The organism is Elusimicrobium sp. An273, assembly GCF_002159705.1.
GTDB classification, from domain to species: domain Bacteria; phylum Elusimicrobiota; class Elusimicrobia; order Elusimicrobiales; family Elusimicrobiaceae; genus Avelusimicrobium; species Avelusimicrobium gallicola.
The window spans coordinates 128,655-151,176 of the sequence record NZ_NFJD01000002.1; the positions used below are offsets into that span (position 1 = coordinate 128,655).

24 protein-coding genes are annotated in these 22,522 nt (G+C 52.5%); 19 read left to right on the forward strand and 5 right to left on the reverse strand.

All coding sequences use genetic code 11. The annotated features are described in order from the left end of the window. Nucleotides 1–5 precede the first annotated feature (5 nt). The 3 genes from B5F75_RS03310 to nadE are packed head-to-tail and all read right to left on the reverse strand — an operon-like array spanning nucleotide 6 to nucleotide 3,882. Nucleotides 6–1,376, reverse strand: a complete 1,371-nt coding sequence (locus B5F75_RS03310) for an MATE family efflux transporter (RefSeq protein ID WP_087287915.1) — start codon at nucleotides 1,374–1,376, stop codon at nucleotides 6–8. Continuing rightward, the gene (locus B5F75_RS03315; protein WP_087287917.1) at nucleotides 1,373–2,380 is read right to left on the reverse strand and encodes a S8 family peptidase; all 1,008 of its coding nucleotides are present in this window, start codon (nucleotides 2,378–2,380) and stop codon (nucleotides 1,373–1,375) included. Before B5F75_RS03315 ends, B5F75_RS03310 begins: the two co-directional genes overlap by 4 nt. Continuing rightward, complete coding sequence (nadE, locus tag B5F75_RS03320; RefSeq protein ID WP_087287920.1) at nucleotides 2,380–3,882, reverse strand: NAD(+) synthase; 1,503 nt, start codon at nucleotides 3,880–3,882, stop codon at nucleotides 2,380–2,382. Before nadE ends, B5F75_RS03315 begins: the two co-directional genes overlap by 1 nt. Nucleotides 3,883–4,006: 124 nt before the next feature. On the opposite strand from nadE, the gene B5F75_RS03325 reads away from it, so the two are divergent. The 14 genes from B5F75_RS03325 (at nucleotide 4,007) to B5F75_RS03390 (ending at nucleotide 17,508) form a co-directional block, all read left to right on the forward strand. Then, the gene (locus B5F75_RS03325; protein ID WP_087287922.1) at nucleotides 4,007–4,525 is read left to right on the forward strand and encodes an LA_2272 family surface repeat-containing protein; all 519 of its coding nucleotides are present in this window, start codon (nucleotides 4,007–4,009) and stop codon (nucleotides 4,523–4,525) included. Nucleotides 4,526–4,721: 196 nt separating this feature from the next. Beyond that, nucleotides 4,722–5,780 carry a 30S ribosomal protein S2 gene (rpsB, locus tag B5F75_RS03330; protein WP_087287924.1) on the forward strand — a complete coding sequence of 353 codons (1,059 nt, stop codon included), beginning with the start codon at nucleotides 4,722–4,724 and terminating at the stop codon, nucleotides 5,778–5,780. 70 nt (nucleotides 5,781–5,850) lie between these two features. Then, nucleotides 5,851–6,675, forward strand: coding sequence for a translation elongation factor Ts (gene tsf / locus B5F75_RS03335; RefSeq protein WP_087287926.1), 825 nt, complete (start codon nucleotides 5,851–5,853; stop codon nucleotides 6,673–6,675). Between the two features lie 150 nt (nucleotides 6,676–6,825). Continuing rightward, entirely contained in the window at nucleotides 6,826–7,563 is a 738-nt protein-coding gene (gene pyrH / locus B5F75_RS03340) for a UMP kinase (RefSeq protein ID WP_087287928.1), read from the forward strand. A gap of 50 nt (nucleotides 7,564–7,613) precedes the next feature. Further along, a complete protein-coding gene (locus B5F75_RS03345) occupies nucleotides 7,614–8,894 on the forward strand; it encodes a hypothetical protein (protein ID WP_087287929.1) in 1,281 nt (426 codons plus the stop codon). A gap of 35 nt (nucleotides 8,895–8,929) precedes the next feature. Then, complete coding sequence (gene frr / locus B5F75_RS03350; protein WP_204201201.1) at nucleotides 8,930–9,493, forward strand: ribosome recycling factor; 564 nt, start codon at nucleotides 8,930–8,932, stop codon at nucleotides 9,491–9,493. 78 nt (nucleotides 9,494–9,571) lie between these two features. Continuing rightward, nucleotides 9,572–10,270, forward strand: coding sequence for a polyprenyl diphosphate synthase (uppS, locus tag B5F75_RS03355; protein ID WP_087287931.1), 699 nt, complete (start codon nucleotides 9,572–9,574; stop codon nucleotides 10,268–10,270). Beyond that, nucleotides 10,267–10,983 (forward strand): DNA alkylation repair protein, encoded by a 717-nt coding sequence (locus tag B5F75_RS03360; protein WP_087287933.1) that lies wholly within the window; start codon nucleotides 10,267–10,269, stop codon nucleotides 10,981–10,983. Before uppS ends, B5F75_RS03360 begins: the two co-directional genes overlap by 4 nt. Then, nucleotides 10,980–11,498, forward strand: a complete 519-nt coding sequence (locus B5F75_RS03365; protein WP_087287935.1) for a GNAT family N-acetyltransferase — start codon at nucleotides 10,980–10,982, stop codon at nucleotides 11,496–11,498. Before B5F75_RS03360 ends, B5F75_RS03365 begins: the two co-directional genes overlap by 4 nt. 47 nt (nucleotides 11,499–11,545) lie before the next feature. Further along, nucleotides 11,546–12,364, forward strand: a complete 819-nt coding sequence (locus B5F75_RS03370) for a phosphatidate cytidylyltransferase (protein WP_087287938.1) — start codon at nucleotides 11,546–11,548, stop codon at nucleotides 12,362–12,364. Then, on the forward strand, nucleotides 12,361–13,560 hold the full coding sequence (gene dxr / locus B5F75_RS03375; protein ID WP_087287939.1) for a 1-deoxy-D-xylulose-5-phosphate reductoisomerase: 1,200 nt from the start codon (nucleotides 12,361–12,363) through the stop codon (nucleotides 13,558–13,560). Before B5F75_RS03370 ends, dxr begins: the two co-directional genes overlap by 4 nt. Nucleotides 13,561–13,568: 8 nt before the next feature. Beyond that, entirely contained in the window at nucleotides 13,569–14,699 is a 1,131-nt protein-coding gene (locus tag B5F75_RS03380) for a M50 family metallopeptidase (protein WP_087287940.1), read from the forward strand. Then, nucleotides 14,686–15,768, forward strand: a complete 1,083-nt coding sequence (ispG, locus tag B5F75_RS03385; protein WP_087287941.1) for a flavodoxin-dependent (E)-4-hydroxy-3-methylbut-2-enyl-diphosphate synthase — start codon at nucleotides 14,686–14,688, stop codon at nucleotides 15,766–15,768. Before B5F75_RS03380 ends, ispG begins: the two co-directional genes overlap by 14 nt. A 15-nt stretch (nucleotides 15,769–15,783) precedes the next feature. Continuing rightward, on the forward strand, nucleotides 15,784–17,508 hold the full coding sequence (locus tag B5F75_RS03390) for a proline--tRNA ligase (RefSeq protein ID WP_087287943.1): 1,725 nt from the start codon (nucleotides 15,784–15,786) through the stop codon (nucleotides 17,506–17,508). Between the two features lie 54 nt (nucleotides 17,509–17,562). Here the strand turns inward: B5F75_RS03390 and B5F75_RS07675 are convergent, their stop codons facing one another. Beyond that, the gene (locus B5F75_RS07675) at nucleotides 17,563–18,087 is read right to left on the reverse strand and encodes a type IV pilin protein (RefSeq protein ID WP_087287945.1); all 525 of its coding nucleotides are present in this window, start codon (nucleotides 18,085–18,087) and stop codon (nucleotides 17,563–17,565) included. A gap of 480 nt (nucleotides 18,088–18,567) precedes the next feature. On the opposite strand from B5F75_RS07675, the gene B5F75_RS03405 reads away from it, so the two are divergent. Further along, nucleotides 18,568–19,296 (forward strand): acyl-[acyl-carrier-protein] thioesterase, encoded by a 729-nt coding sequence (locus B5F75_RS03405; RefSeq protein ID WP_087287949.1) that lies wholly within the window; start codon nucleotides 18,568–18,570, stop codon nucleotides 19,294–19,296. Nucleotides 19,297–19,364: 68 nt separating this feature from the next. Here B5F75_RS03405 and B5F75_RS03410 read toward each other — a convergent pair whose 3' ends face one another. Then, nucleotides 19,365–20,234 (reverse strand): outer membrane beta-barrel protein, encoded by an 870-nt coding sequence (locus B5F75_RS03410; RefSeq protein WP_087287951.1) that lies wholly within the window; start codon nucleotides 20,232–20,234, stop codon nucleotides 19,365–19,367. A gap of 407 nt (nucleotides 20,235–20,641) precedes the next feature. Here B5F75_RS03410 and B5F75_RS03415 point away from each other — a divergent pair, with 407 nt between their 5' ends. From B5F75_RS03415 to B5F75_RS03430, 4 genes are all read left to right on the forward strand, one after another. Next, nucleotides 20,642–21,205 (forward strand): TetR/AcrR family transcriptional regulator, encoded by a 564-nt coding sequence (locus B5F75_RS03415; protein WP_158093762.1) that lies wholly within the window; start codon nucleotides 20,642–20,644, stop codon nucleotides 21,203–21,205. Nucleotides 21,206–21,229: 24 nt separating this feature from the next. Then, nucleotides 21,230–21,574, forward strand: coding sequence for a DMT family transporter (locus tag B5F75_RS03420; protein WP_087287955.1), 345 nt, complete (start codon nucleotides 21,230–21,232; stop codon nucleotides 21,572–21,574). Further along, nucleotides 21,571–21,885 carry a DMT family transporter gene (locus B5F75_RS03425; RefSeq protein ID WP_087287957.1) on the forward strand — a complete coding sequence of 105 codons (315 nt, stop codon included), beginning with the start codon at nucleotides 21,571–21,573 and terminating at the stop codon, nucleotides 21,883–21,885. The genes B5F75_RS03420 and B5F75_RS03425 overlap by 4 nt, the downstream gene beginning before the upstream one ends. A gap of 162 nt (nucleotides 21,886–22,047) precedes the next feature. Beyond that, nucleotides 22,048–22,506, forward strand: coding sequence for a ribosome maturation factor RimP (locus B5F75_RS03430; RefSeq protein WP_087287959.1), 459 nt, complete (start codon nucleotides 22,048–22,050; stop codon nucleotides 22,504–22,506). Nucleotides 22,507–22,522 lie beyond the last annotated feature (16 nt).

Below are 22,522 nucleotides of genomic sequence, written 5' to 3' on the forward strand. Positions count from 1 at the left end.
GCCCGTTACGCGCGCCGGCGCGTGAAGCTTTTATCTTCCCACTTGCGGCTTTTCCAGCGGCGTTCAAACACCACGGCGCGGATGTTTTCGTCCAGCGCCATAGCCAGCCATATGCCGTTGAGCCCCCAGCCCCACCAAATGCCCAGCACATAGGAAAGCAGCGTGGCCACCCCCCACATCACGATAATGCCCGTAATGAACGGATACATAACGTCCCCCGCCGCGTTTAAGGAGTTGACGGACGTAATGTTGACCGCCCGGCCGATTTCCAGCAACACATCAATGTACAGCACCGTTGCGCCAATGGAAATCACCTCGGGGTTGGAAGAAAGTAGTTTAAAAATATCCGTTCCAACCAGCGCCGTCAGCACCGAAATGCACACCGTTACCAGCATGGCCAGTTTAATGGAGTATTTTTCTACCGAGAAGGCGGCATTGTCGCGCTCCTCCCCGATCAAATGCCCGATGGAAATGGCCGCCCCCTGGCCGATAGCAATGGCAAACACGTACGAAAACATCACAATGCTCATCGCATACGTACGCGCCGTCAGCGCGGCCGTACCCAGCATCACGGAAAAGTACGTAATTAACACCTGCGATAAATTATACGACACCTGTTCCCCCGCCGCCGGCAGGCCGATAGTCAGCAGGTTTTTAATTTTATCCCACGGGAAGGGCTTAAATAATTTAAGGGACGGCACCGCCGTTACTTTGCTAAACAAAATATAGGCCAGCAGTCCCACCGCCAAGAGGCGGCTTAGCGAGGTGGAAATACCCGCCCCCGTAATCCCCAGGCGCGGCGCACCGAAATTGCCGAAAATCAGCATATAGTTGCCGATGACGTTGACGATGTTAATCAGCAAGGTAACAAACATCGGGTAATACGCTTTGTTGTGGCTTCTTAAAATGGCGGAAAGCGTCATGGACAGGGCCTGCAAGAACGAAAACCCGCCCACAATTTTCATATACGAAATGCCGTACCCGATCAGGCTCTCGTCCAACCCCATCAGCTGCAGCGAAGGCCGTGCCAAGAAGAACAGCCCTGCACTTACCAACAGGCCCATCAGTAAGTTGGCCAGCAGCGAAACCCCTATCACCTGGGCCACATTTTTCTTTTGTTTGGCGCCTAAATACTGCGCGCACAACACGGAAGTGCCCAGCGTGGTAATGCCGTAGAGAATAAACACCAAGTTGAGCAGTTGGTTGACTACCCCCCCGGCGGCGACGGTTTCGTCCGAATAGCGGCTGAGCATAAACACGTCCACCGTGCCGGTAAGCATAATCAGCAGCGTTTCCACAAAAATGGGGCTGGTTAAATTAAACAATTTCCGGCGGATTACTTTTCGCGGTTTTTTAGATGAGACCTTTGTTTTCATTTTTTAGCTTCAAATTGGCTTTCCAGTTTGGCAACGTCAATCATTCCGTTTCCTTGGGCAATATCGGGCAGGCCCGGGATTTTGACGGCCGCTTTTTTAAGGGCGTCTTTCACTTCCTGCGCCGTGGGGTAGCGGCCCAATTGGCGGGTAAGGCCTTCCACCGCCAGCGCCGCCGCGGCGCTTACAAAGCCCGCCGCCGCGGAAGTGCCGCTCATCAGAGTATAGCCGCCGTCTGAAGAAGCGGTGAATACCCGGTCTCCGGGGGCGATAAAGTCCACCTCCGGCCCGTAGGCAGAATTGGGATAAAGGGTTTTTCCGTCCGCCCCCAAGGCGCTTACGGCAATGACGGTGGACAAATTGGCCGGGTAAAACACGCCCGGAAAGCCATAGTTCCCGGCGGGAGAAACAATCGTAATCCCCGAGTCGTGCGCGCGGTTAACGGCGTTAGTCAGTGCGGCGTAGCCGCCGCCCGAAACGCCGTAGCTTAAATTAATGACAGTAATTTTATCGTTGGGGTTCTGTTCGTTGTAGGTTAAAATCGTATTGAGCGCATTGGCCGCGGCCTGCGGGCCGATTAAGCGGCTGCCGTCGTCTATCTTGTAAATAAGCAGCGAGGCTTCCGGCGCAATGCCCGTAAAGCGCAGCCCGCGCGCGCCGATAATGCCGGCCACGCCCGTGCCGTGGTTTTTTAAATCCGTCAGCGCGCCGGACATGGTAAAATCCTGCCCCATAATATGTTTGCCGTTAAATTCCGGATGGGAAGAAATGCCGCTGTCGGCCACGGCCACTTTCACGCCCATGCCCGTCAGCTTTTTTTCAATGGGGTAATAGCGGTAGGCCCACAGGTTGTCAAACGCTTGCGGTTTGGGGGTTGTATCCACCCACGAAAATTCCCCCTGGTCGCTTACGCGCAGATTCGTCGGGCCAAGGAACACCGTGTCCGCCCCGTACACGCACGAACCGACACACAGGCACAATCCCAGCCACACGCTTTTGCGAATCATTACAAGTTTACCTTTTTGATAATCGGCCGCAAGACGGATGCAAACGGATGCGCGCTTACCTGCAGGGCAGGGGCCGTTTGGCGGCGTTTTAAATCCGCCTGGTTGACGCGGGTTAACACATCCTGCACCACAGCCGCCTTAACATGAAATTTTTTGCTGATTTCTTCCGGTGTTTTGCCTTCTTCCAAATAAGCGCGGAGCATTTTGTCCAGCACGGAATAGGGCGGCAGTTGGTCTTCGTCTTTTTGGTTGGGGCTTAACTCGGAAGTGGGGGCGCGTTCAATAATGCCGCGCGGAATGAGCTCCCCTTGTTTATTAATGTATTCCGCCAGTTCGTAAATTTCGCTCTTATACAAATCGCCGATCGGCTGCAAGCTGCCGCCGGCATCGCCGTAGAGTACAAAGGATCCTACCGCACATTCGCTTTTATCGTCGGTAGAAATCAGCATGGCGTGGTATTCGCTGGCCAGCGCCCCCAAAATGGTGGTGCGCAGGCGGGACTGCAGTTCCTGTTCGGTAGTGTCTTTGGGGTGCGAAACGATATGTGAAATGGCTTCCTTCACGCCGCCCAACGCCGGAATCACGCCGACTTCTTCCAAATTTACCCCCAACGTGCGGGCCAATTGCCCGGCCAGCGTTTTGCTTAAATCGCTGGTGCAGTAGGACGGCAAAGACACGCAGTACACGCTTTCGCCGCCCAGCGCCTTGGCCGCCAGTACGGCCGTGAAGGCGGAATCAATCCCGCCGCTGATGCCAAACATCACCTTATCCATTCCGCTTTTATGCACATAGTCGCGCAAACCGAATGCAAGCGCCGAAAGCAATTCTTCCTGCCACGGTTTTTTATAGGAAACGGGCGTATATTTTTCATCCAAATCAAACGTTAGCGTCTGCTCGCGGAAAGGTTCGCCCAGTAAAATTAGGGAGCCTTTTTTGTCGGCCGCGGCCAAGAGGCCGTCAAAAATCATTCCGTCCCCGCCGCCTAACAAACAGCATAATAAGGAAGGAACGCCGTGCTTTTTGGCAAACTTTTTAAGCGCGTCCACCCGCGGTGCGATGTTTCCTTTTAAATAAGGCCGCGCCGCCAGAAAGAGGACGGCGTCCGCGTCCGGGTCGGCCGGGGCCTGATCGGGCGTGCCCAGCACCAGCTGGAGGCGTTTGCCTTTATAAGACACGGTTTCGGTGTCAAAAATTTTGGTGATTTTTCCTTTATATATAAATGCCGCGGCGGTGGCGGGCGCGCCGTTTTGTTTGTCCATATACCCCAAAACGACGGCCGTTTCTTTGGTTTCTTTGGCAATTTCTTTCAACGCGGCCAGATTTTGCGCCAGCAGCCGTTTGTCGTCAAACAAATCAAACAGCGGGCAGCCGCACAAGGCCGCCTCCGGCAGCACCCATATATCCGCCTGGGGCGCGGGCGCGCGCAGCAAGTCCAGCACGCGGGCAGAATTGTCGGCGGTGTCGGCCGCCAGCGGATTAAAAGAAACCAAATTTATTTTCATATGTTTACCTCTTTAGTTTATTGTAGCACTTTCTACTCTTGTTTTTCTGTGTAAAAAAATGCCTAAAAAGTGCTACAATAAAAACGTTGAATAACTTTAAAACGAAACGGAGGACAACAAACACATGAAGAAACTAGCCTTGATTATGGCTTTATTTGTGGCGGCGGCTATGCCCGCGGCTGCCGAAGCGGGCAATTTAAAACTCTCGCTCTGGGACGAAATTGCAGTAGCCGTGCCCAATAACATTCACGACGTAAAAGGCGTGGATTTGGGTATCGCTTCCAAAACCTCTACCGTCACCGGCTTGCAGTTTGATTTCCTGTTTGCCCAAACCGAATACGAACTCAACGGCGTCAGCATGACCTGGATCATCAACCTGGCCAACCAAGTAAAAGGCGCCCAGTTTGGGTTGCTGACCAAAAACGACGACTTAATCGGCGCGCAGCTGGGTTTGGTCAACCTGTCTATGCACAGCACCACCGGCTTGCAGTGGGGCTTCTTCAACCAAGCCGAATACATGAACGGCTTGCAGCTGGGTTTTGTAAACTACGCCAAAACCATTGACGGGCTGCAAATCGGTCTTTTAAACATTGCCGAAAACGGCTGGTTCCCGGCGATGGTAATTGTGAACGGACGCTTCTAAACCGCTGTTCCGTTTAAAAAGTTTTAAACCGCGGGTATATGGCCCGCGGTTTTTTTATGGTATAATAATACAAGGTGTAATATGAGCGGGATAGCGAAAACAGTTTGTAAATCAAAGCCAGTCCCGACGACACCCACGGCCAAAACCACCGGGGAAGCCCCCTTCCCTAATTTCGGTTGCGGCCACAGGAGAAAACATGAGCAACGTATCGATGAAAGCCATGCTGGAAGCCGGTGTGCACTTCGGCCACCAAACTTCCCGCTGGAACCCCAAAATGGGCCGCTTTATCTTTGGAGAAAGAAACGGCGTCCATATCTTAGACTTACAAAAAACCGCCAAAGAACTGAAAAAAGCCTGTGCTTTTATTAAAGAAGAAAGCAAAAAAGGCTCCAAATTTTTGTTCGTCGGCACTAAAAAACAAGCCCAGGAAGCCATCCAGGCCGAAGCCGCCCGCTGCGGTGCATATTGTATCCACGAAAAATGGCTCGGCGGCACGCTGACCAACTTCCAAACCGTCAAGAAATCGGTTGAAAGACTCAACGAACTGGAAAAATGGGAATCTTCCGGCGTGTTTAAAGCCATCTCCAAAAAAGAAGCCAGCCGCTTGACCAAAGAAATGCTGCGCTTGCAGAAACTTTTGGGCGGCATCCGCGAAATGAAAGTATTGCCGGATGTGGTATTTGTAATTGACCCGGTGGACACCGCCGGCGCCGTGCGCGAATCCCATGCGTTGGGCATTCCGGTGGTAGCCGTGTGCGACACCAACGCCGACCCCGATATGATCACGCTGCCGATCCCCGGCAACGATGACGCTGCGCGCTCCATTAAGCTTTTCTGCTCCGCGATTGCCGACTCCATCTTGGAAGGCAAAGCCGAGCTGGAAGCCGTAAAAGCCGCTGAAAATCAACCCGCCGAAAACCCGGTAATGGCTCAGGCGTTTGAAACGGCCATGTTGGCCGCCGAAAAAGCCGAAGCCGCTGCCCCGGCCGCCGTGGAAACGACCGTCGTGGTGGAAGAAACGGTAAAAGCGGAAGAACCGGCTAAAGAAGAAGCCAAACCCGAAGCCGAACAGCCCAAAGCCGAAGAAGCTGCAAAAGCCGAAAAACCGGCCGCCAAGAGAAAAACGGCCGCCAAAAAACCGGCTGCTTCCAAAGCCAAAAAAACCGTAAAAGCCAAAGCGAAAGCCGAAGCCGAAACGGAAGCTGAACCGAAAGCCGAAGCCAAAGAAGAAGCTCCGGCCGAAGAAGCCAAATAAAATTGCTCACGGAAGTTCCCGCTTTGGCGGGAGCTTCCGCTCAGATTTAACCCTATTATAGGAGAACAAAATGTCTTTAGCCGAAAACATTAAAATCCTCAGAGAAAAAACCGGCGCCGGTTTGATGGACTGCAAAAAAGCCTTGGTGGAATGCAAAGACGATATGGAACAAGCCATCGTATTTTTGCGCAAAAAAGGCTTGGCGGATATGGCCAAACGCTCCGACCGGGAAACCAAAGAAGGACGGGTATCCGTTAAAACCGACGGCAAAAACTACGCCATGATTTACCTGGGCTGCGAAACCGACTTTGTGGCCAAAACCGATGCCTTCATCAAATTGGCCGACGAGCTGGCCCAATATGTGTTGGAACACCCCGGCTTGGATTATTCCGCCGATGAAAACATCAAAGCCATGATCGTGGAACAAGCCCCCAAATTTGGCGAAAACACCACCTTCAAAGGCGGCTACAACTGGACGCCCGCCGAAGGCAGCGTGATGGCTTATTATGTACACTCCGACAACAAAAAAGCTTCCATTTTGGAATTGGCCGTCATCGGCGATTGCAAAGATATGGAAAAAGCCAAAGAAATTGCCCGCGGTTTAGCGATGCACACCGTCGGTATGCAAAGCGGCTGGGTGGATGCCAAAGACATTCCGCAAGCCGTGATTGACCGCGAATTGGACATTTACAAAACCCAGGCCATCAACGAAGGCAAACCTGCCGCCGCCATTGAAAAAATGTTGCCCGGCAAAGTTAAAAAGTTTGCCAAAGAAAACTGCCTCTTGGAACAGCCGACCATTAAAGACAACAAAAAAACCGTTGCCGATTACCTAGCCGAAGAATCCAAGAACTTGGGTTGTGAACTGAAAGTCGTTCGTTTCGTTCGCTTCTAATCAAAAGCCCCTCCCCGCGAGGGGCTTCTTTTTATGCCGGTGCGCAACAGCCAAACCAAACGCCAGCATAAGAAGAAGCCGCCGCGTAGCGAAGAAAGCGGTTTTGTGCTACAATAGTAAAAACAAAATAACCCTGAGAGGATCCCATTTATGGAAACGTGCTGCCCATCCAAAAACTGCCAACCTAAAAAAAGAGTATTGCTCAAATTGTCCGGCGAGGCCTTAATTAACGAAGGCCACCGCGGCATTAATCCGCAGGCGCTGAAAGAAATCGCCGAAGAAATTGCCGACGCGTACCGCTGCGGCAACTGCGAGCTGACCATTGTGCTGGGCGGCGGAAACATCTGGCGCGGCGTACGCGACGGAGGCGGCGTGATTGACCGCGTCAATTCCGACAATATGGGTATGCTGGCCACCGTCATCAACGCCCTGGCCCTCCAGTCCGCGCTGGAAGAAGCCGGCGTGCCTACCCGGGTGCTAACCTCTATCAACATTTATCAACTGGCTGAACCGTTCGTGCGCCGCAAAGCCCTGCGCCATTTGGAAAAAGGACGCATTGTTATTTTTGCAGGCGGCACGGGAAACCCCTTCTTTACCACCGACAGCGCCGCCGCACTGCGCGCCTCGGAAATTAACGCCGATGTGCTGCTAAAAGCCACCCAGGTGGACGGCGTGTACGACAGCGACCCCAAGAAAAACCCCAACGCCAAACTCATTCACAAAATTACCTACAAAGAGGCCATTGCCCGCCAACTGCAATTTATGGACACCGCCGCTTTGGCCCTCTGCTTGGAAAACAAAGTACCCGTACAGGTGTTTAACCTGCACACGAAAGGAAACATCAAAAAAGCCCTCTGCGGCGAAGACGTGGGAACGATTATTTACTAATTGACAACACCGGCCCGAAGTTCCGTTTTGCTTCGGGCTGTTTTATTTTTATGAAAAAACACACGAACCTGACTGTTTTTCTTATTTTGGTAGGCTTACTACTGGCCAGCATCTGCTCGCTTATCTGGCAGGTGAAACGCAGCCTGGCGGAGGCCCCACGCGCCCAAGAAGAATTGAATGTGGCGCCCGTTCCGGCGGCGCCGCGGGAGGAACCGCAGCCTCTCCCCCCCGTACCGCCCAAACAGACAGCCGTTACCCTGCCCCCGGCCGAAGAAGCACCTGCCCCTTCCCCCATTCTTTCCAACGAGGAACTGCTGCAGTTGGCCAAGCAGGATTTGGCACCTTTTTTCCCGCCGGATCAATTGGAGGAGATGGCCAAGCGAACCCAGAATATCGTTTTGTATCCCATGGTCATTGCGGCAGGGACAAAAATCATTCATGCAAAATATCCCAAAACGGATCCTACGCTGGAGCAAACCCGTACGGAACAGATAAAGGCCCTGCAAAGAACCGTCTTTGACATCCGAAAACGCATCCAAAAAAATGATCTGTTAAAAAAACGGGTTCCGCCCGAGGAACAAAAAAATTGGTTGGAACAATCGCCTCTGCACCGCAAGAACATTTCCATTGCCGGGCCCAAAGGCCAAACGCCGCTGCGCCGCATTACCGTTTCCTGCCCGCCCTGGCAAAAGGACTACGATTTGTGCGAACAGGTTTTTTATTCTAAAAATGAATTCAGTTTATTTCTTTTTAAGAACGACATTCTGCTAAGCCGCGAAGACTATCAAGCCCCCAAAAAACTAAGCGCCGGTTATATGTTTTTCCCGCCCAATCCGTATAAAAGCGGCGAATCCGCCGCCGGGCAAGAGCTGCTGCAGGGCCGGGTGTCCTATTGCGCCCACTGGGATAGCACCCACCCGCTCCCCTTGCGCGAAAGCCGATACCGGGAAAACGGATTATTGCAGCAAAACCTGACACGCAATTTTGAAGAAAACACCCAGCAAACGATATTCTACGATGAAAAAGGACAATTTACCCAGCTGGATATTTCTTCCATTTCAACTACCGGCCGCGCCAAACTGCCGCAAAGCTTAGCGATTATGTCCCGGAAGTACGCTTCCCCCACCGCTTCCTTTGCCTCCGAAGGGAGTTACCGCAAGGACGTTTCCGCCCACGCTTCCGGCCGCTGGACGGCGTCGCCCGACGGAACCGTTACGTTAGATGAGGGGCGGCGTTTTCCGCCGGCGCAGTCTTTCCCGCGGGCGCCGCTTTACCGCGACATATACCCCGCGCAAGTTCCCGCCGCGCAAACCGCGCCAGAATTGCTATAATAAAGTAACATTTCACTATACGAGGAAATAACACTATGGAAGGCATCAGCAACCTTTTAAACAAAACCAAAACCAATATGGCCGAACACGTATCCCGCTTGGAACGCGACTTGGCCACCATCCGCACCGGCCGCGCCAGCGCAGGCCTGCTGGAAAACATCCGCGTGGAATACTACGGTACCCCTACCCCCATTAAACAAATGGCTATCATCAACGTGCTGGATGCCAAAACCTTGGAAATCCAGCCCTGGGACGTCAGCTCCATCAACGATATTGACAAAGCCCTTCAAAAAGCCGACTTGGGCGCCAGCCCCGTAAACGACGGCAAAGTAATCCGCATTACGCTGCCTTCTATGACCGAAGACCGCCGCAAACAGCTGGCCAAAAACATTTCCAAAATGAGCGAAGATTTCAAAGTAGCCGTGCGCAACGAACGCCGCGACGTAATTGAAAAGCTCAAAAAAGCCCAAAAAGCGGCCGAAATTACCGAAGACGATTTGAAACGCTACGAAGCGGACGTGCAAAAAGCGACCGACGCCAACATCGCCCAAATTGACAAGGTAATTAAAACCAAAGAAGACGAAATTATGAAGATTTAATTCGTTTCGTTTTTTGAACCCCGCTTTCCGGCGGGGTTTTTTATTTGCGTAAAACGCCAAAAAAGCTACAATATCTTTATGAGCCAAACACCCGTCAATCCCGTTCCGCAGCATGTTGCCATTATTATGGACGGCAACGGACGCTGGGCCCAAGAACGCCGCCTGCCCAGGCTGGCTGGGCATAACGCCGGAGCCAAAGCCGTGGAGCGCACCTTAAAAGCGGCGCAGAAAGCGGGTGTAAAAGTGCTTACGCTGTACGCCTTTTCTACCGAAAATTGGACGCGCCCGCAGGAAGAAATTGCCGGGCTTTTTAAATTGTTGGCGCAAACTCTTTCCCGCTATACGCAACAGGCGGATAAATACGGCGTACGCCTCCTGGTAAGCGGCGAGCGGGAGCCGCTGCCCCCGGCTATTCTTAACCAAATAGACCACGCCGTTTCCTCCACGGCACACAATACGAGATTTACCCTCAACCTGGCGCTTAACTACGGCGCGCGGCAGGAAATTGTGCACGCCGTCAATGCCCTTTTGCGGGAAGACAAAAAAGAAATTACGGTGCAGGACATTTCCCAGCACCTCTACCAGCCCGATCTGCCCGACCCGGAGCTCATTATCCGCACCTCGGGCGAGGAACGCCTGTCCAACTTCCTTTTGTGGCAGGCAGCCTACAGCGAATTTTATTTTTCGCCCGTATTGTGGCCCGATTTTGACGAAGCCGAATTTGAAAGGGCCCTCGCCGCCTACCGCGTGCGCAGGCGCCGCTTTGGAGGCGTATGACTTCCCCCATTACCCGTTCCCGCTGTGAAGAACTGCTGAGGCGCATCAAGCGTTTTTCTTCGCCCGCGTTTAAAAAACAAATGAGCGAACGCTTTGGCATCTGCATCGACAACGCCCTCGGCACCCCGGTTACGACGCTGCGCCTGCTGGTAAAGGGGCTGCCGCGGCCGGATCAGGAACTGGCCGAAGCCCTGTGGGAAACCGGCATACACGAGGCGCGCATCACCGCCTCTATGCTGGCCGATCCCGCCCGAATGACGCGCGAGCAATTAAACGACTGGGCCCACGCGCTCAATTCCTGGGATATTTGCGATTCGTGCTGCAACAACCTGTTTTCCAAAGTAAAAAATCCGCTGAAACTGGCGGAACGCTGGATCAAGCGGGAAGAAGAATTTGTACGCCGGGCCGGCTTTGCGATTATCTGCTCGCTGGCCGCGCCCCGCGCCAAAACAAAAGACGAGGAACTGATTAAGCTCTTGCCGCTTATCAAAAACCACGCCGCCGATCCGCGGCCGATGGTGTATAAAGCGGTCAACTGGGCGCTTCGCAACATCGGCAAAAAGAACCCGCGCCTGACGCCCAAAGCCATTGCCTGCGCCGAAGAAATTTTGGATTTGTACGCGGACAATAAATCCGCCCGTTGGGTAGCCTCCAACGCCTTGTGGGAACTGAAAAGCCCCAAAATAAAAGCGATGGTAGCCAAACGAAAATGACCACCCCCCTTATCCGCCCGGCCCGGCCGGCCGATTTACCGCGCATCCGCCAAATCATCCGGGCGGCCAAGTCGCTCTTGCTCAGCCGCCACGTAGACCAATGGCAGGACGGATACCCCAACGAAGCCGTCCTGGCCGACGATATCGCCCGCGGCAAAGGCTACGCCGTAGAAACAAACGGCGCCGTGCACGGGTATTTTGCCCTGTCGTTTGAAGACGAAGAACCTTACCGCGTCATTACCCAGGGCGCCTGGCTGACGGACGGGCACTACTGCGTTCTGCACCGCCTGGCCCTTACCGAAACCCTGCGCGGCACGGGAGCGGCAGGATTAATCATAGATTTTTGGGAACGCCAAACCCGCGCCCAAGGCATCCGCTCCCTCCGCGCCGACACCCACCCCCAAAACCATCCCGTGCGCCACCTGCTGTTGCAGCACGGATTTACGGACTGCGGCGTCATTTTTGTACGCCAAAGCCAAGCGCGCCACGCGTTTGAAAAAGTCCTTTCGTTTTAGCTTGTTTTTTCCAAGATAAAACCGCCTAAATATAGTAAAATAAAATTATGCTATTACCCCGTATTTTAACTGCCCTGATTGGGATTCCCGTTGTACTGGCCGCCATCCACTTTGGCGGCGTGATTTACATGGCCTTTGTAGGCGCTGTAATTCTGCTCTGTCTGTATGAATACGGACTGGTGCTGACTGCCGGCAAAAAACCGGTGCATATGCCCAGCTTGCTGCTGTTTGGCTTGCTGATGGCAGTAGTGGCCATTTTGGGCCGCGCGCCGGCCGATATGGTGGATCTGCCCGACAACTTGTACCCGTTCTCCGTCAGCGTGGTCATTTTCGGCGTGCTTTTCTTTGAAGTGCTTACCCCCAAACGCTCGTGGGACAGAGTCTGCAACACCTTTACGGGCGTGTTTTTAATTCCGTGGTCGCTGGCGCATTTGGTCAACCTGCGCGACATTGCCACCTACGGCGAATACTTAACCCTGTTTATGATTATTACCGTGTGGGTATGCGATACGGGAGCCTATTTCAGCGGGCGCTTTTTGGGGCGCCATAAACTAAACAAAGAAGTCAGCCCCAAGAAAACCTGGGAAGGGGCCGTCGGCGGTACGGTGCTGGCCGTGGGTGCGGCGGTGCTGATGCGCCATTTGTTTTTATCCACGCTTTTCTCCGTGAGCGAAGCGGTATGGCTGGGGCTGTTGGTAGCGGTAGTGGGCCAAGTGTCCGACCTGGCCGAATCCGTCATCAAACGCTCCACCGGCGTAAAAGATTCTTCCAATCTCTTGCCCGGGCACGGCGGCTTTTTAGACCGTTTTGATTCCTACCTGCTCCTGGCGCCGCTGTTCTACTACGTGGTATTGTATACGTTATGAAGAACATCGTTATTTTAGGCTCCACGGGTTCTATCGGCACGTCCGCGCTGGACGTGATTGCCCGTTTGGGCCCGGACTACCGCGTCATCGCTCTCTCCGCCAATAACAATACGGATTTATTTTTAAAACAGCTCCACTCGTTTAAGCCCCGTTTCGCGGCCGTCTTAAACCCGGCCAGCTACGAAAAAATCAAAGACCAAATGCCCGAAGGCACCCGGCTCTTGCCGCCGGAAATTGACAGCCTGATGTTTATGGCTTCCTTGCCTACGGCGGATTTAATCGTCAGCGGCGTGGTGGGCGCGGTGGGCTTTCAGCCGCTGGTCAGCGCCATTAAAGCGGGCAAAACCATCGCCCTTGCCAATAAAGAGCCTATGGTCATGGCCGGCAAAACCCTGATGAAAGAATGCGAACGCTGGGAAGCCGCCATTTTGCCGGTGGATAGCGAACCCTCCGCCATTTTCCAATGCCTAAGCGGCATGGCGGACGCGCACGGATATTCCAAACTGGAGCCGCAGATTTCCCGCGTGTTTTTAACCGCTTCCGGCGGGCCGTTTGCCAAGCGAAAAGGAGCGCTCTCCACGGTTACTCCCGGCGAGGCGCTAAATCACCCCCGCTGGCGCATGGGCAAAAAAATTACGATTGATTCCGCCACGTTAATGAACAAAGGCTTTGAATCCATTGAAATTATGAATTTGTTTAACCTGCCCGAAGAAAAAGTGCAAATTGTCATTCATCCGCAGTCTATTGTGCACTCGGCGGTGGAATTTAACGACGGGGCTATCTTGGCGCAGCTGGGCGAGCCGGATATGCGCGTGCCCATTCAATACGCCATCACCTACCCCAAACGTGCGCCCGGGCCGGTTAAAAAACTCAATTTGTTTGAAACCGCCAAACTGGAATTTTTCGCCCCGGACTTAGACCGCTTCCCCTGCCTGGACTTGGCCTTGGCGGCCGCGCGCAAAGGCGGCCTGCTGCCTGCGGTGTTAAGCGCGGCCGACGAAGTGGCGGTGGACGCGTTCTTAAAAGAAGAAATCAAATTTACCGACATTGCCAAACTGGTGTACACGGTGCTCAAAGCGGCCCCGCAAACCCAGGCGGACGCTACCCTCAACCAAGCCTTGGAAGCCGACCGCTGGGCGCGGGAAGCGGCGGCGGCGTGTCTGAAAGAAAAAGCTTATAAAAAAGCCGTTATCTAGGAGAGAATATGCTTTTATCCGTTATTGCCGTAATTGTGGTGTTAAGCCCTATCGTGATTGTGCACGAATTCGGGCATTATATCGCCTGCCGCCTGACCGGGATTCGCGTCAACGAATTTTCGTTCGGGTTCGGCAAAATTTTGTGGCATAAAAAAGTGGGCGATACGGATTACCAAGTCCGCGCCATTCCGTTTGGCGGCTTTGTGGAGCCAGCCGGCCCGATGTTCCACCCGCAGGACGCGCCCGAACCGCCCAAGCCGTACGAATTTGCGGCCAAGAAATGGTACGCCAAATTTTTTATGGTGGTAAACGGTGCGCTGTTTAACTACCTGCTGGCGGCGCTGATTTTTGGCGTTTTGATTTACATTAAAGGCATGCCGGAAACGGATCCCGTCAAACTGCCGGCGGCGGTGGGAACGGTAGCCAAAGGGTACCCCGCCGAAAAGCTGGATTTGCAGCCGGGCGACGTAATCCGCCAAATCAACGGGCAGCCCATTGCCAACTGGAAAGATTTAACCCAAGCCATGGCCCTGCGCAAAGGGGACGTAACCCTTTCGTACGAGCGCGACGGCCAAACGCTTACCGCCACGGCAAAAGCCGCCGATTTCAAGCCGGAGGCTCCCACCGTGCTGGGCATTACCGTCAACCCGACGTTTAAACCCGTTTCCATATGGGCGGCCGCGGGGCTGGGGTTTTACCAGTGCTACTACTGGACGGACTTTTCCCTGCGCTCGCTGGCGCAAAGCTTTACCAAAAAGAAAGCGCCCGAGCTGGCCGGGCCGATTGGCATTGTGAACGTGATTCACCAATCGGTGCACCGCAGTTTGTTTGATTTTGTGTTTTTAATTGCCATGCTGTCCTTGGCGGTAGGGATGTTTAACCTGTTCCCGATTCCGATCTTGGACGGCGGGTATGCGTTGGTATATTTATGGGAAGGGCTGACCAAAAAACTCCCCACCGAAAAAATGCTCAACCGCGCCGCCAACGTAGGATTATATATCCTGCTGTTGTTGGTGGTATATGCGTCTTATTCGGATATTAAACGCATTTTCTTTAAACCCAAGGCCGCCGCTGTGGCTACGCAAGCCCAAGCGGAAAAAGGCACCCCATCCGCGGAGGCGGAACATGTACAAGACTAGAGAAGTTAAAGTAGGCCCGTATATTTTGGGCTCCGGGCACCCCGTGCGCGTGCAGAGCATGTGCAACACCGATACGCGCAACGTGCAGGCAACCGCCGCACAAATTAACCTGCTGGAAGACGCCGGCTGCGAAATTAACCGCGTAGCCGTGCCCGATATGCAGGCCGCGCAGGCTATCGGCGAAATCAAAAAACGCATTCACTCCCCCCTCGTGGCGGATATTCATTTTGACTATAAACTGGCCTTGGAAGCCATTAAACAGGGCGTAGACAAAGTGCGCATCAACCCCGGCAACATCGGCGCGGTGGAGAACACCAAAGAAGTCGTCAAAGCCGCCAAAGACGCCGGCGTGGCCATTCGCATCGGGGTAAACGCGGGCAGCGTAAAATACTTAAAAAGCGTGCAGGGCAAAATGGATTTGTCCGATGAAAAATGGGCCGAAGTAATGGTAAACGAAGCCCTGGAGCAAGCCAACATTTTGGAGCAGTTAAACTTTAAAGATGTGGTCGTTTCGCTGAAATCGGATAATTTTAAACGCACCGTATTGGCCAACGAACTGTTTGCCAAACAGAGTGATATTCCGCTGCACATCGGGCTGACCGAGGCCGGCAGTTTTTTAAGCGGCACGGTCAAAAGCGCGGTGGCGTTGGGAACGCTCTTGCAAAAAGGCATTGGCGCCACGATACGCGTATCGCTGACGGAAGACCCGCGCATGCAAGTGCGCACCGCGTATGAAATTTTAAAGGCTCTTGGCCTGCGCGAATACGGCCCCAACTTAATTTCCTGCCCCACCTGCGGGCGCACCCAGGTGGACGTAACGGGCACGGTGCACGCGTTGGAAGAAAGAATTTATTCCGACAAAGCCCTCCTGCAAAAAGCCACCGGCCTTAAAATTGCCGTAATGGGATGTGTGGTAAACGGCCCGGGCGAAGCGCGCGACGCCGATTTCGGCATCGCCGGCGGCAAAGGCGAAGGCTTGTATTTTGAACACGGGCAGACGATGTTCAAACTCCCCCAGGAAAAATGGGTAGATTTTTTAATTCAAAAAATTAAAGACTGGAAAAAATAAAAGGAAACACTACAAATGAAACTCTCAAATTATTATTTGCCTACCTTAAAAGAAGCACCCAAAGATGCCGACACGCTTTCGGCCAAACTGATGATCCGCGCGGGGCTGATTCGCAAAGTGGCCAGCGGGCTGTATGAATGGCTGCCGTTGGGGCTAAAAGTGCTTAAAAAAGTGGAAACGATTGTGCGCGAAGAAATGAACCGCGCCGGCGCGTGCGAAGTGTGGCTGCCGCTGGTGCAGCCCAAAGAACTGTGGGAAGAAAGCGGCCGCTGGACGTATTACGGCAAAGAACTGCTGCGCTTTGCAGACCGCAAAGAAGCCGAATTCTGCTTTGCCCCCACCGCCGAAGAAGTAATGACCGATTTAGTGAAAAAAGACACCACTTCCTACAAACAGCTGCCGTTCTGCCTCTATCAGTTCGGCACGAAATTCCGCGATGAAATCCGCCCCCGCTTTGGCGTGATGCGCGCGCGCGAATTTTATATGAAAGACGCCTATTCCTTTGCCGCCAACGATGCAGACGCCAATGACTGGTACCAAAAAATGTACGACGCTTACCAGCGCATTTTCAAACGCTGCGGCTTTGAATTTAAAGCGGTAGAGGCAGACACCGGTGCCATCGGCGGGAACTTTTCGCACGAGTTTATGGTGCTGGCCGATACCGGCGAGGACGCCATCGCCAACTGCCCCGCCTGCGGCTACGCCGCCAATACGGAGAAAGCCGAAATTCAGGCCCCGGCCGACCTTGCGATAAACGAAGCCGATTTAAAACCCATGGAAAAGCGGGACACGCCCAAAGCTTATACCATCGAGGACGTAGCGGCCATGCTCAATGTGCCCACTTCCCAGTTAATCAAGCTCTTGGTGTTCACCGCCGACGGGAAACCCGTAGTGGCGTTGGTGCGCGGCGACCATGAACTCAATGAATTTAAATTTAAGGCCCTTCTTAAATGCAACGAGCTGGAAAAAGCATCCGAAGAAGTCTACACCCAGGTAACGGGTTCTTTTGTGGGCTTTGCCGGCGCGCAGGGGCTGAAAGAGAAAAACCCGTCCGTCATGATTTATGCCGATAACTACGTTAAAAACATCGTAAACGGCGTGTCCGGCGGCAACGGAAAAGACGTGCATATGATCAACGTTACCCCCCGCCGCGACATTAAAGTGGACGTGTACGCCGATTTAAAAATGGCCTCCGCCGGCGATAAATGCGCCCGCTGCGGCAAAGAATTTACCTTTACCCGCGGCATTGAAGCCGGGCATGTATTTAAACTCGGCACCAAATACTCCGCCAGTATGGGCGCCAATTTCTTGGACGAAAACCAAACTTCCAAACCCATGATTATGGGTTGCTACGGCATTGGCATCAGCCGCGTGGTGGCCGCCGCCATCGAACAATCCCACGATGAAAACGGCATCATCTGGCCCGCGCCGCTGGCTCCGTTTGACGTGGCGTTGGTGGCCATTGATTATGCGTCCAACCCCGAAGTCAAAAAACACGCGGACGCCATTACCGAACAATTGGAAGCGGCTGGGCTGTCCGTGCTGCTAGACGACCGCGACGAACGCGCCGGCATTAAGTTTAAAGATATGGACTTAATCGGCCTGCCGCACCGGTTGGTGGTCAGCAGCCGCACGGTAAAAGACGGGCAGTGCGAATACAAAAAGCGCACGGAGAAAGAGTCCGTCCGCTGGAATTTGGACGAAGCGGTTAAAAAACTGTTGCAAGCCGCCGGAAAATAAACTTTCCGCGCAGTGAGCCTTTAAAAAAGCCCCGGCTTTGCCGGGGCTTTTTTATCAACAACAATTACACACTCTATCTTCTATATTTAACGTTTTTGGCACATTAAATTTGGGATAATTTCCGTTACCACACCCAGCCGGCTCTTGATCGGCAAAGAAATTACCTTCTTCATCAATACATATACATACATCACTTAATTTATGATACCCTACCGCTAATACATCCGGATCAGTTAAAGAACCTCGGTCAATTATATAGGTAAACTGTTCCGTGTTAAAAAAATAAGAATCCGGCGTACCCAATTCTATATCTAAAGCAGAAGTATCATAACATGGATAAGTAGACCACTGTCCGGCAGGAGGGCCCCCATTTGTTAATTCACATACTTGTATGGCTCGTGCCAGATTTTTTAAATTGACAAAAGCTTCACTCATACGTGCTTTAAAAACTGCTTTTTCATATTGAGGCAAGGCGACCGCTGCCAAAATACCAATAATTAAAACCACTACTAATAACTCTATTAGCGTAAATCCAGCGTTTTTAGCACCCGGAGATGATTTTTGATAAATTTTGTTCATAGCCCAAATTTATCAAAAAAAGCGAGTCAAGGGGCGAGCCGCCCCTCCCGACTCAATGCCCGTTCATCCGATTGGTTTAGGCCACATTGTTTCTGTACTGTTGCACACTAACAAAACGGCAGGCGAGCCGCCCTGCTATACAAAGAAGTATTTCCCTTTTGTGTTGTTGCCGTTTATCCGCCCCTTTGTCCTGTTTCTAAAAAGCCTTTCAAACGACAAGGCCCTTTTATTGTTCGAGCGAAGCGAGTTGTAAAAGGGTCCGTTTGAAAGTGATTTTTAGAGAACGCCGGGGCGGACGCTTTTTGGTACTTTTTCCCGTCGGAAAAAGTACCCCCTTGCCGGGCCCGGCTGCCCGCTCTATGCCCGTTCATTGGACTAGTTTAAGCCACCTTATTTTCACACTGTTACCCCCTTGTAAAACACCTCCGAAATCCAGCCGGAGGTAAAGATTTTTCCTCTGTAAAAAAGTAAAATAGAAATATGTTAGAACAAATTTTTCACGTCCGTTTTGACGAATTAGACGCGGCCGGGCACATCCCCGCCGTTACCTTCTTAAAATACTTCCAGCAAGCCGCCGCACTGGACAGCGCACAATCTGGCTTTGGCTTTGACGATTTGCACCCCCAAAACCTGGCTTGGATCCTGACGCATATGCAAGTGCGCGCCTTGCAAAAAGACGTTCCGCTGCAGCCCGTAACGCTTAGAACGTGGCACGCTTTTTCGGATAAAATTTTAAGCCGCCGCCAGTTTGTGGCCTACGGGAAAGACCAAACGCCGCTGTTTGAAGGTTCTTCCTGGTGGGCGATTATGGATATTGTAAAGCGCCGCCTGACCCGCACGCCCGCGCAGCTCCTGTCCGTGCGCGCGCCGGAAGCAGACGCCTTGGAGCCCGAAGAAAATTTTAAAGCCCCCCTGCCCGCCGCCGCCCCTGCCGCCACGCTGGAAATTGTTACGCGCGAGGAAGACTTGGATTTAAATGCGCACGTCAACAACACCCATTATGCGGCGTGGGCCATTCAAAGCGTGCCCCCCTCCGCCCGCCAAGACCGCCAATTAGACCGCATGTTAATTTCCTTTAAAAACGAATGCCGCGCAGGAGAAGTCATCCGCATCGGGGTGTATCCCTGTGAAGAAAATGCCTTCTGGCATACGCTTGTCCGCGCTTCAGACGGCAAAGAAGCCGCCCGCGTATATACCCGCTGGCGTTAAACGCAGGCAGAACTGAAACCATAAAAAAAGGAGCCCCGAAAGGAGCTCCTTTTTTGACAGGGCGTATGTTAAAAGCGCATGCCCAGGCGCAAAAAGGCGGAATGGTATTGCAAATCTTTGTCGCGCCCGTAAGCAGAAAGGTCTTTGTCGCTGATAAAAGCATACGTATAGCGGTATTCCAACCCGGCAAATACGCGGGCGGAAATATCATACTGCAGGCCTAAACCTACATAAAAACCCGTCCCCCATTTGGACTCGCTGGAACGGGCCGCATCGGAATGGGTTTTCATTTTGGCGTTCATCATTCCCCAGCCCATGGGCACGTAAAGGCGCCAGCTGTCCCACGCGTTGATCGTGTACTTGCCGGCCAAAGCAATGCTGTGCAGGTACAAGTCGTCATAATTGCGGGCTTCGCCGTCGTGATTATGCGATTTGTTGCGGGGGTGCAGCATCATATAGTCCGCCCCGAAGGCAAAATGGGGCGACACGTGCCACAGCATATTTACGTTGCCCGCCAATCCGTTTGTGGCGTAGCGGTCGCTGCGGTTGTCTTTGTTGTAGCTGTAGGTTTCCCCCGCCGCAACAGACACTTCCAGGCGGTTGTCGTTGGTTAGGGCCGCTTTGCTGGGCGTATAGCTTTCGTAAACGGCGCCGTCCGTAGTGGTCTTTCCTTGGGCGTTGGTAACGCTTTGCTCCACAATCACGGAATCCGTCGTGCCTTTTTTGTTGCGAACCGACGTATCATACACGCTGGTCGTGGTGGTCGTCTTGTTTACTTTAAGCTGCGGCACGCCTTGTTTTAAAGACGCTTCATTGGCTTTTAGCGTAGCCGCCGCGCCCGCTTTTTGCTGGTAAGCGGCGGAATTCATCCCTTTCTGGGCAAAAGCGGCCGTGGCGCCCAAAAGCGTGCAAACCGCCAGAGCGAATGTTTTTTTCATTTTTCCCCCTGTAATTTGGAAGTTTGGCGAAAATCGCCTTGATACCTAATCATTTTAGATAAGGCTTTTCCCGCCCGCAACGGCAAAAAAGGATTAGAAGGAAAGTTTATTCTTCACATTGGATTTTGTGCCGGGCCAAAAAATTTCCGGCTTCAGTCTTCTCCCATTCCAAGCGGGCAAGCATCTTCTCTGCGGCTACTCCGTGCAGGACCCAGGTTGCCAATTGTTCACTAAAAAGCTCTTTTTATTTCGCACGAACAAAAAAATTCCACACACATAAAAGAGTTCCTGCCCGATGCAAACAATACAGCTTTATTTAGTTTTTGGATTGTAAACTTGACAAAACATATTTTTATAGCTAGAATATGACTGACAGTCAGTCATATTCTCTTCGTAAAAGAGGTTTAATGGATACAAAAACGAAGTTGGTAAACGCCGCCATGGCGGTATTTAAGAAAAAAGGTTTAGAAAAAACCAAGGTTTCCGACATTGTAAAACAAGCCGGCGTAGCGCAGGGCACATTTTACTTGTATTTTTCTTCCAAACTCTCTGTTATGCCCGCCATTGCCCAGGGCATGGTGCTCAAAATGAGAGAGGAACTGACAAATACGGTAAATCCGGCCGCCCCGCTGCCACAACAGGTAGACCAAATAGTGGAAAGCATTTTTAAAACGGTAGACAAACACCGCGATATACTGGCTTTTCTCTATACGGGGCTTACCCAAAGCGCCGACATTACCAAATGGGAAAGCTTATACGCCCCCATTTATGAATGGATAAAACAATTTCTGCAGCGCAACTGCCTTTCACTGCGTGCGGGAATGAATGCGCCGTACACGGCGCGATTGCTGATAGCTTGTATTGAAGAAGCGGCCGAACAAGTGTTTCTCTTCAGCCACCGGGATGCACAGGAGGCCGCACGCCAACAGGAGGAAACCGCCGTATTTGTTAAACACGCTCTGGGAGTCTGATGACTAGGCTGGCAGAGGTGTTTTATGAAGAAGTTAAATCCTTGGATCTTTGTTGTACTCACCTGTGTGTTTGAACTGCTGTGGGTGTATGGATTCAACACAGCAAGCACAGGCTGGCATTGGGGATTGGTAGCTGGGGTGATTGGATTGGATTTTTATTTTCTCACCAAAGCGTGCCAATCTTTGCCCACGGGCACGGTATATGCCGTTTTTGCCGCGGCGGGCTCTGCAGGGACGGTGGTTATGGATCGTTTCCTGTTCGACGAAACGCTTTCCGCAGGGCAGCTTATTTGTATTGCCTTGCTAATTTGCGGAGTCGTCATTTTGAAGTTGTCAGACGGAAAAGAACCGTCGGGAGGTATCCGATGAGTTGGTTATGGGTACTGGCGGCGGCTTTTGCCGAAGTTTGCGGTACAATCGGGCTAAAAAAATTTAGCTCATTTCCCACCTGGCGGAATTTGCTATTATTTACAGGCGGGTTTCTGTTCTCTTTTGCCCTGCTCTACACTTCCTTTCAGTACTTGGCCGTAAGTGCGGCTTATGCGGTGTGGATTGGGCTGGGAACAACGGGTGCTGTCCTGGTAAATATGTTCTTCTTTCACGAAGGACGCAACGCCGGACGCCTAGCCGGAATGCTTTTGATTGTTATCGGAGCCGCCGGCATAAAATGGCTGTCCTAACGGCACATAACCAAACGTCCCGGCTGCGCCTAGGCGTTTCGTTAAGGCCGTTTGCGGGGTTGACAAACATCCCCCCGGAATGTTATTATAATAATGTACTAGAAAGAGCGACTTGGCAACAAGTCGCTCTTTCCATAAATAAGGCACTTACAAGGAGTAGCCATGAGAGATCCCAAAACCATAGAAGAAACCGTGGCCAAAGCCCTCGCCCCGCAAGAGGTGGAATTGGTGGATTTGGTCATCCAAAACCAAGGCAGAAAAAAAGTTTTGCAGTTTTTTGTAGACAAAGTCGGCGGCATTACGCTTGACGACTGCGGCGAACTGACGGATAAAATTGATTCCATTTTGGAAATGGAAAATTTGATGGACGGCGCCTATATTTTGGAAGTATCTTCCCCCGGCGTACAGCGCGTGCTGAAAAAACCCGAACATTTTAAGCGCTTCGTTGGGCAGCGCGCCAAAATTGTGCTGAAAGTGCCCCTGGAAGGGCGCGGCTCTTTTACCGGAATCATCGCTTCGGCCGATGACGACGCTTTCGTATTGGACGACGGAACCAACCAATTTCGCTTTTCATACGACAACATCAAGAAGGCAAACTTGGATCCCGTTCTTGAATTTTAACCCCGCCGCGGCACCC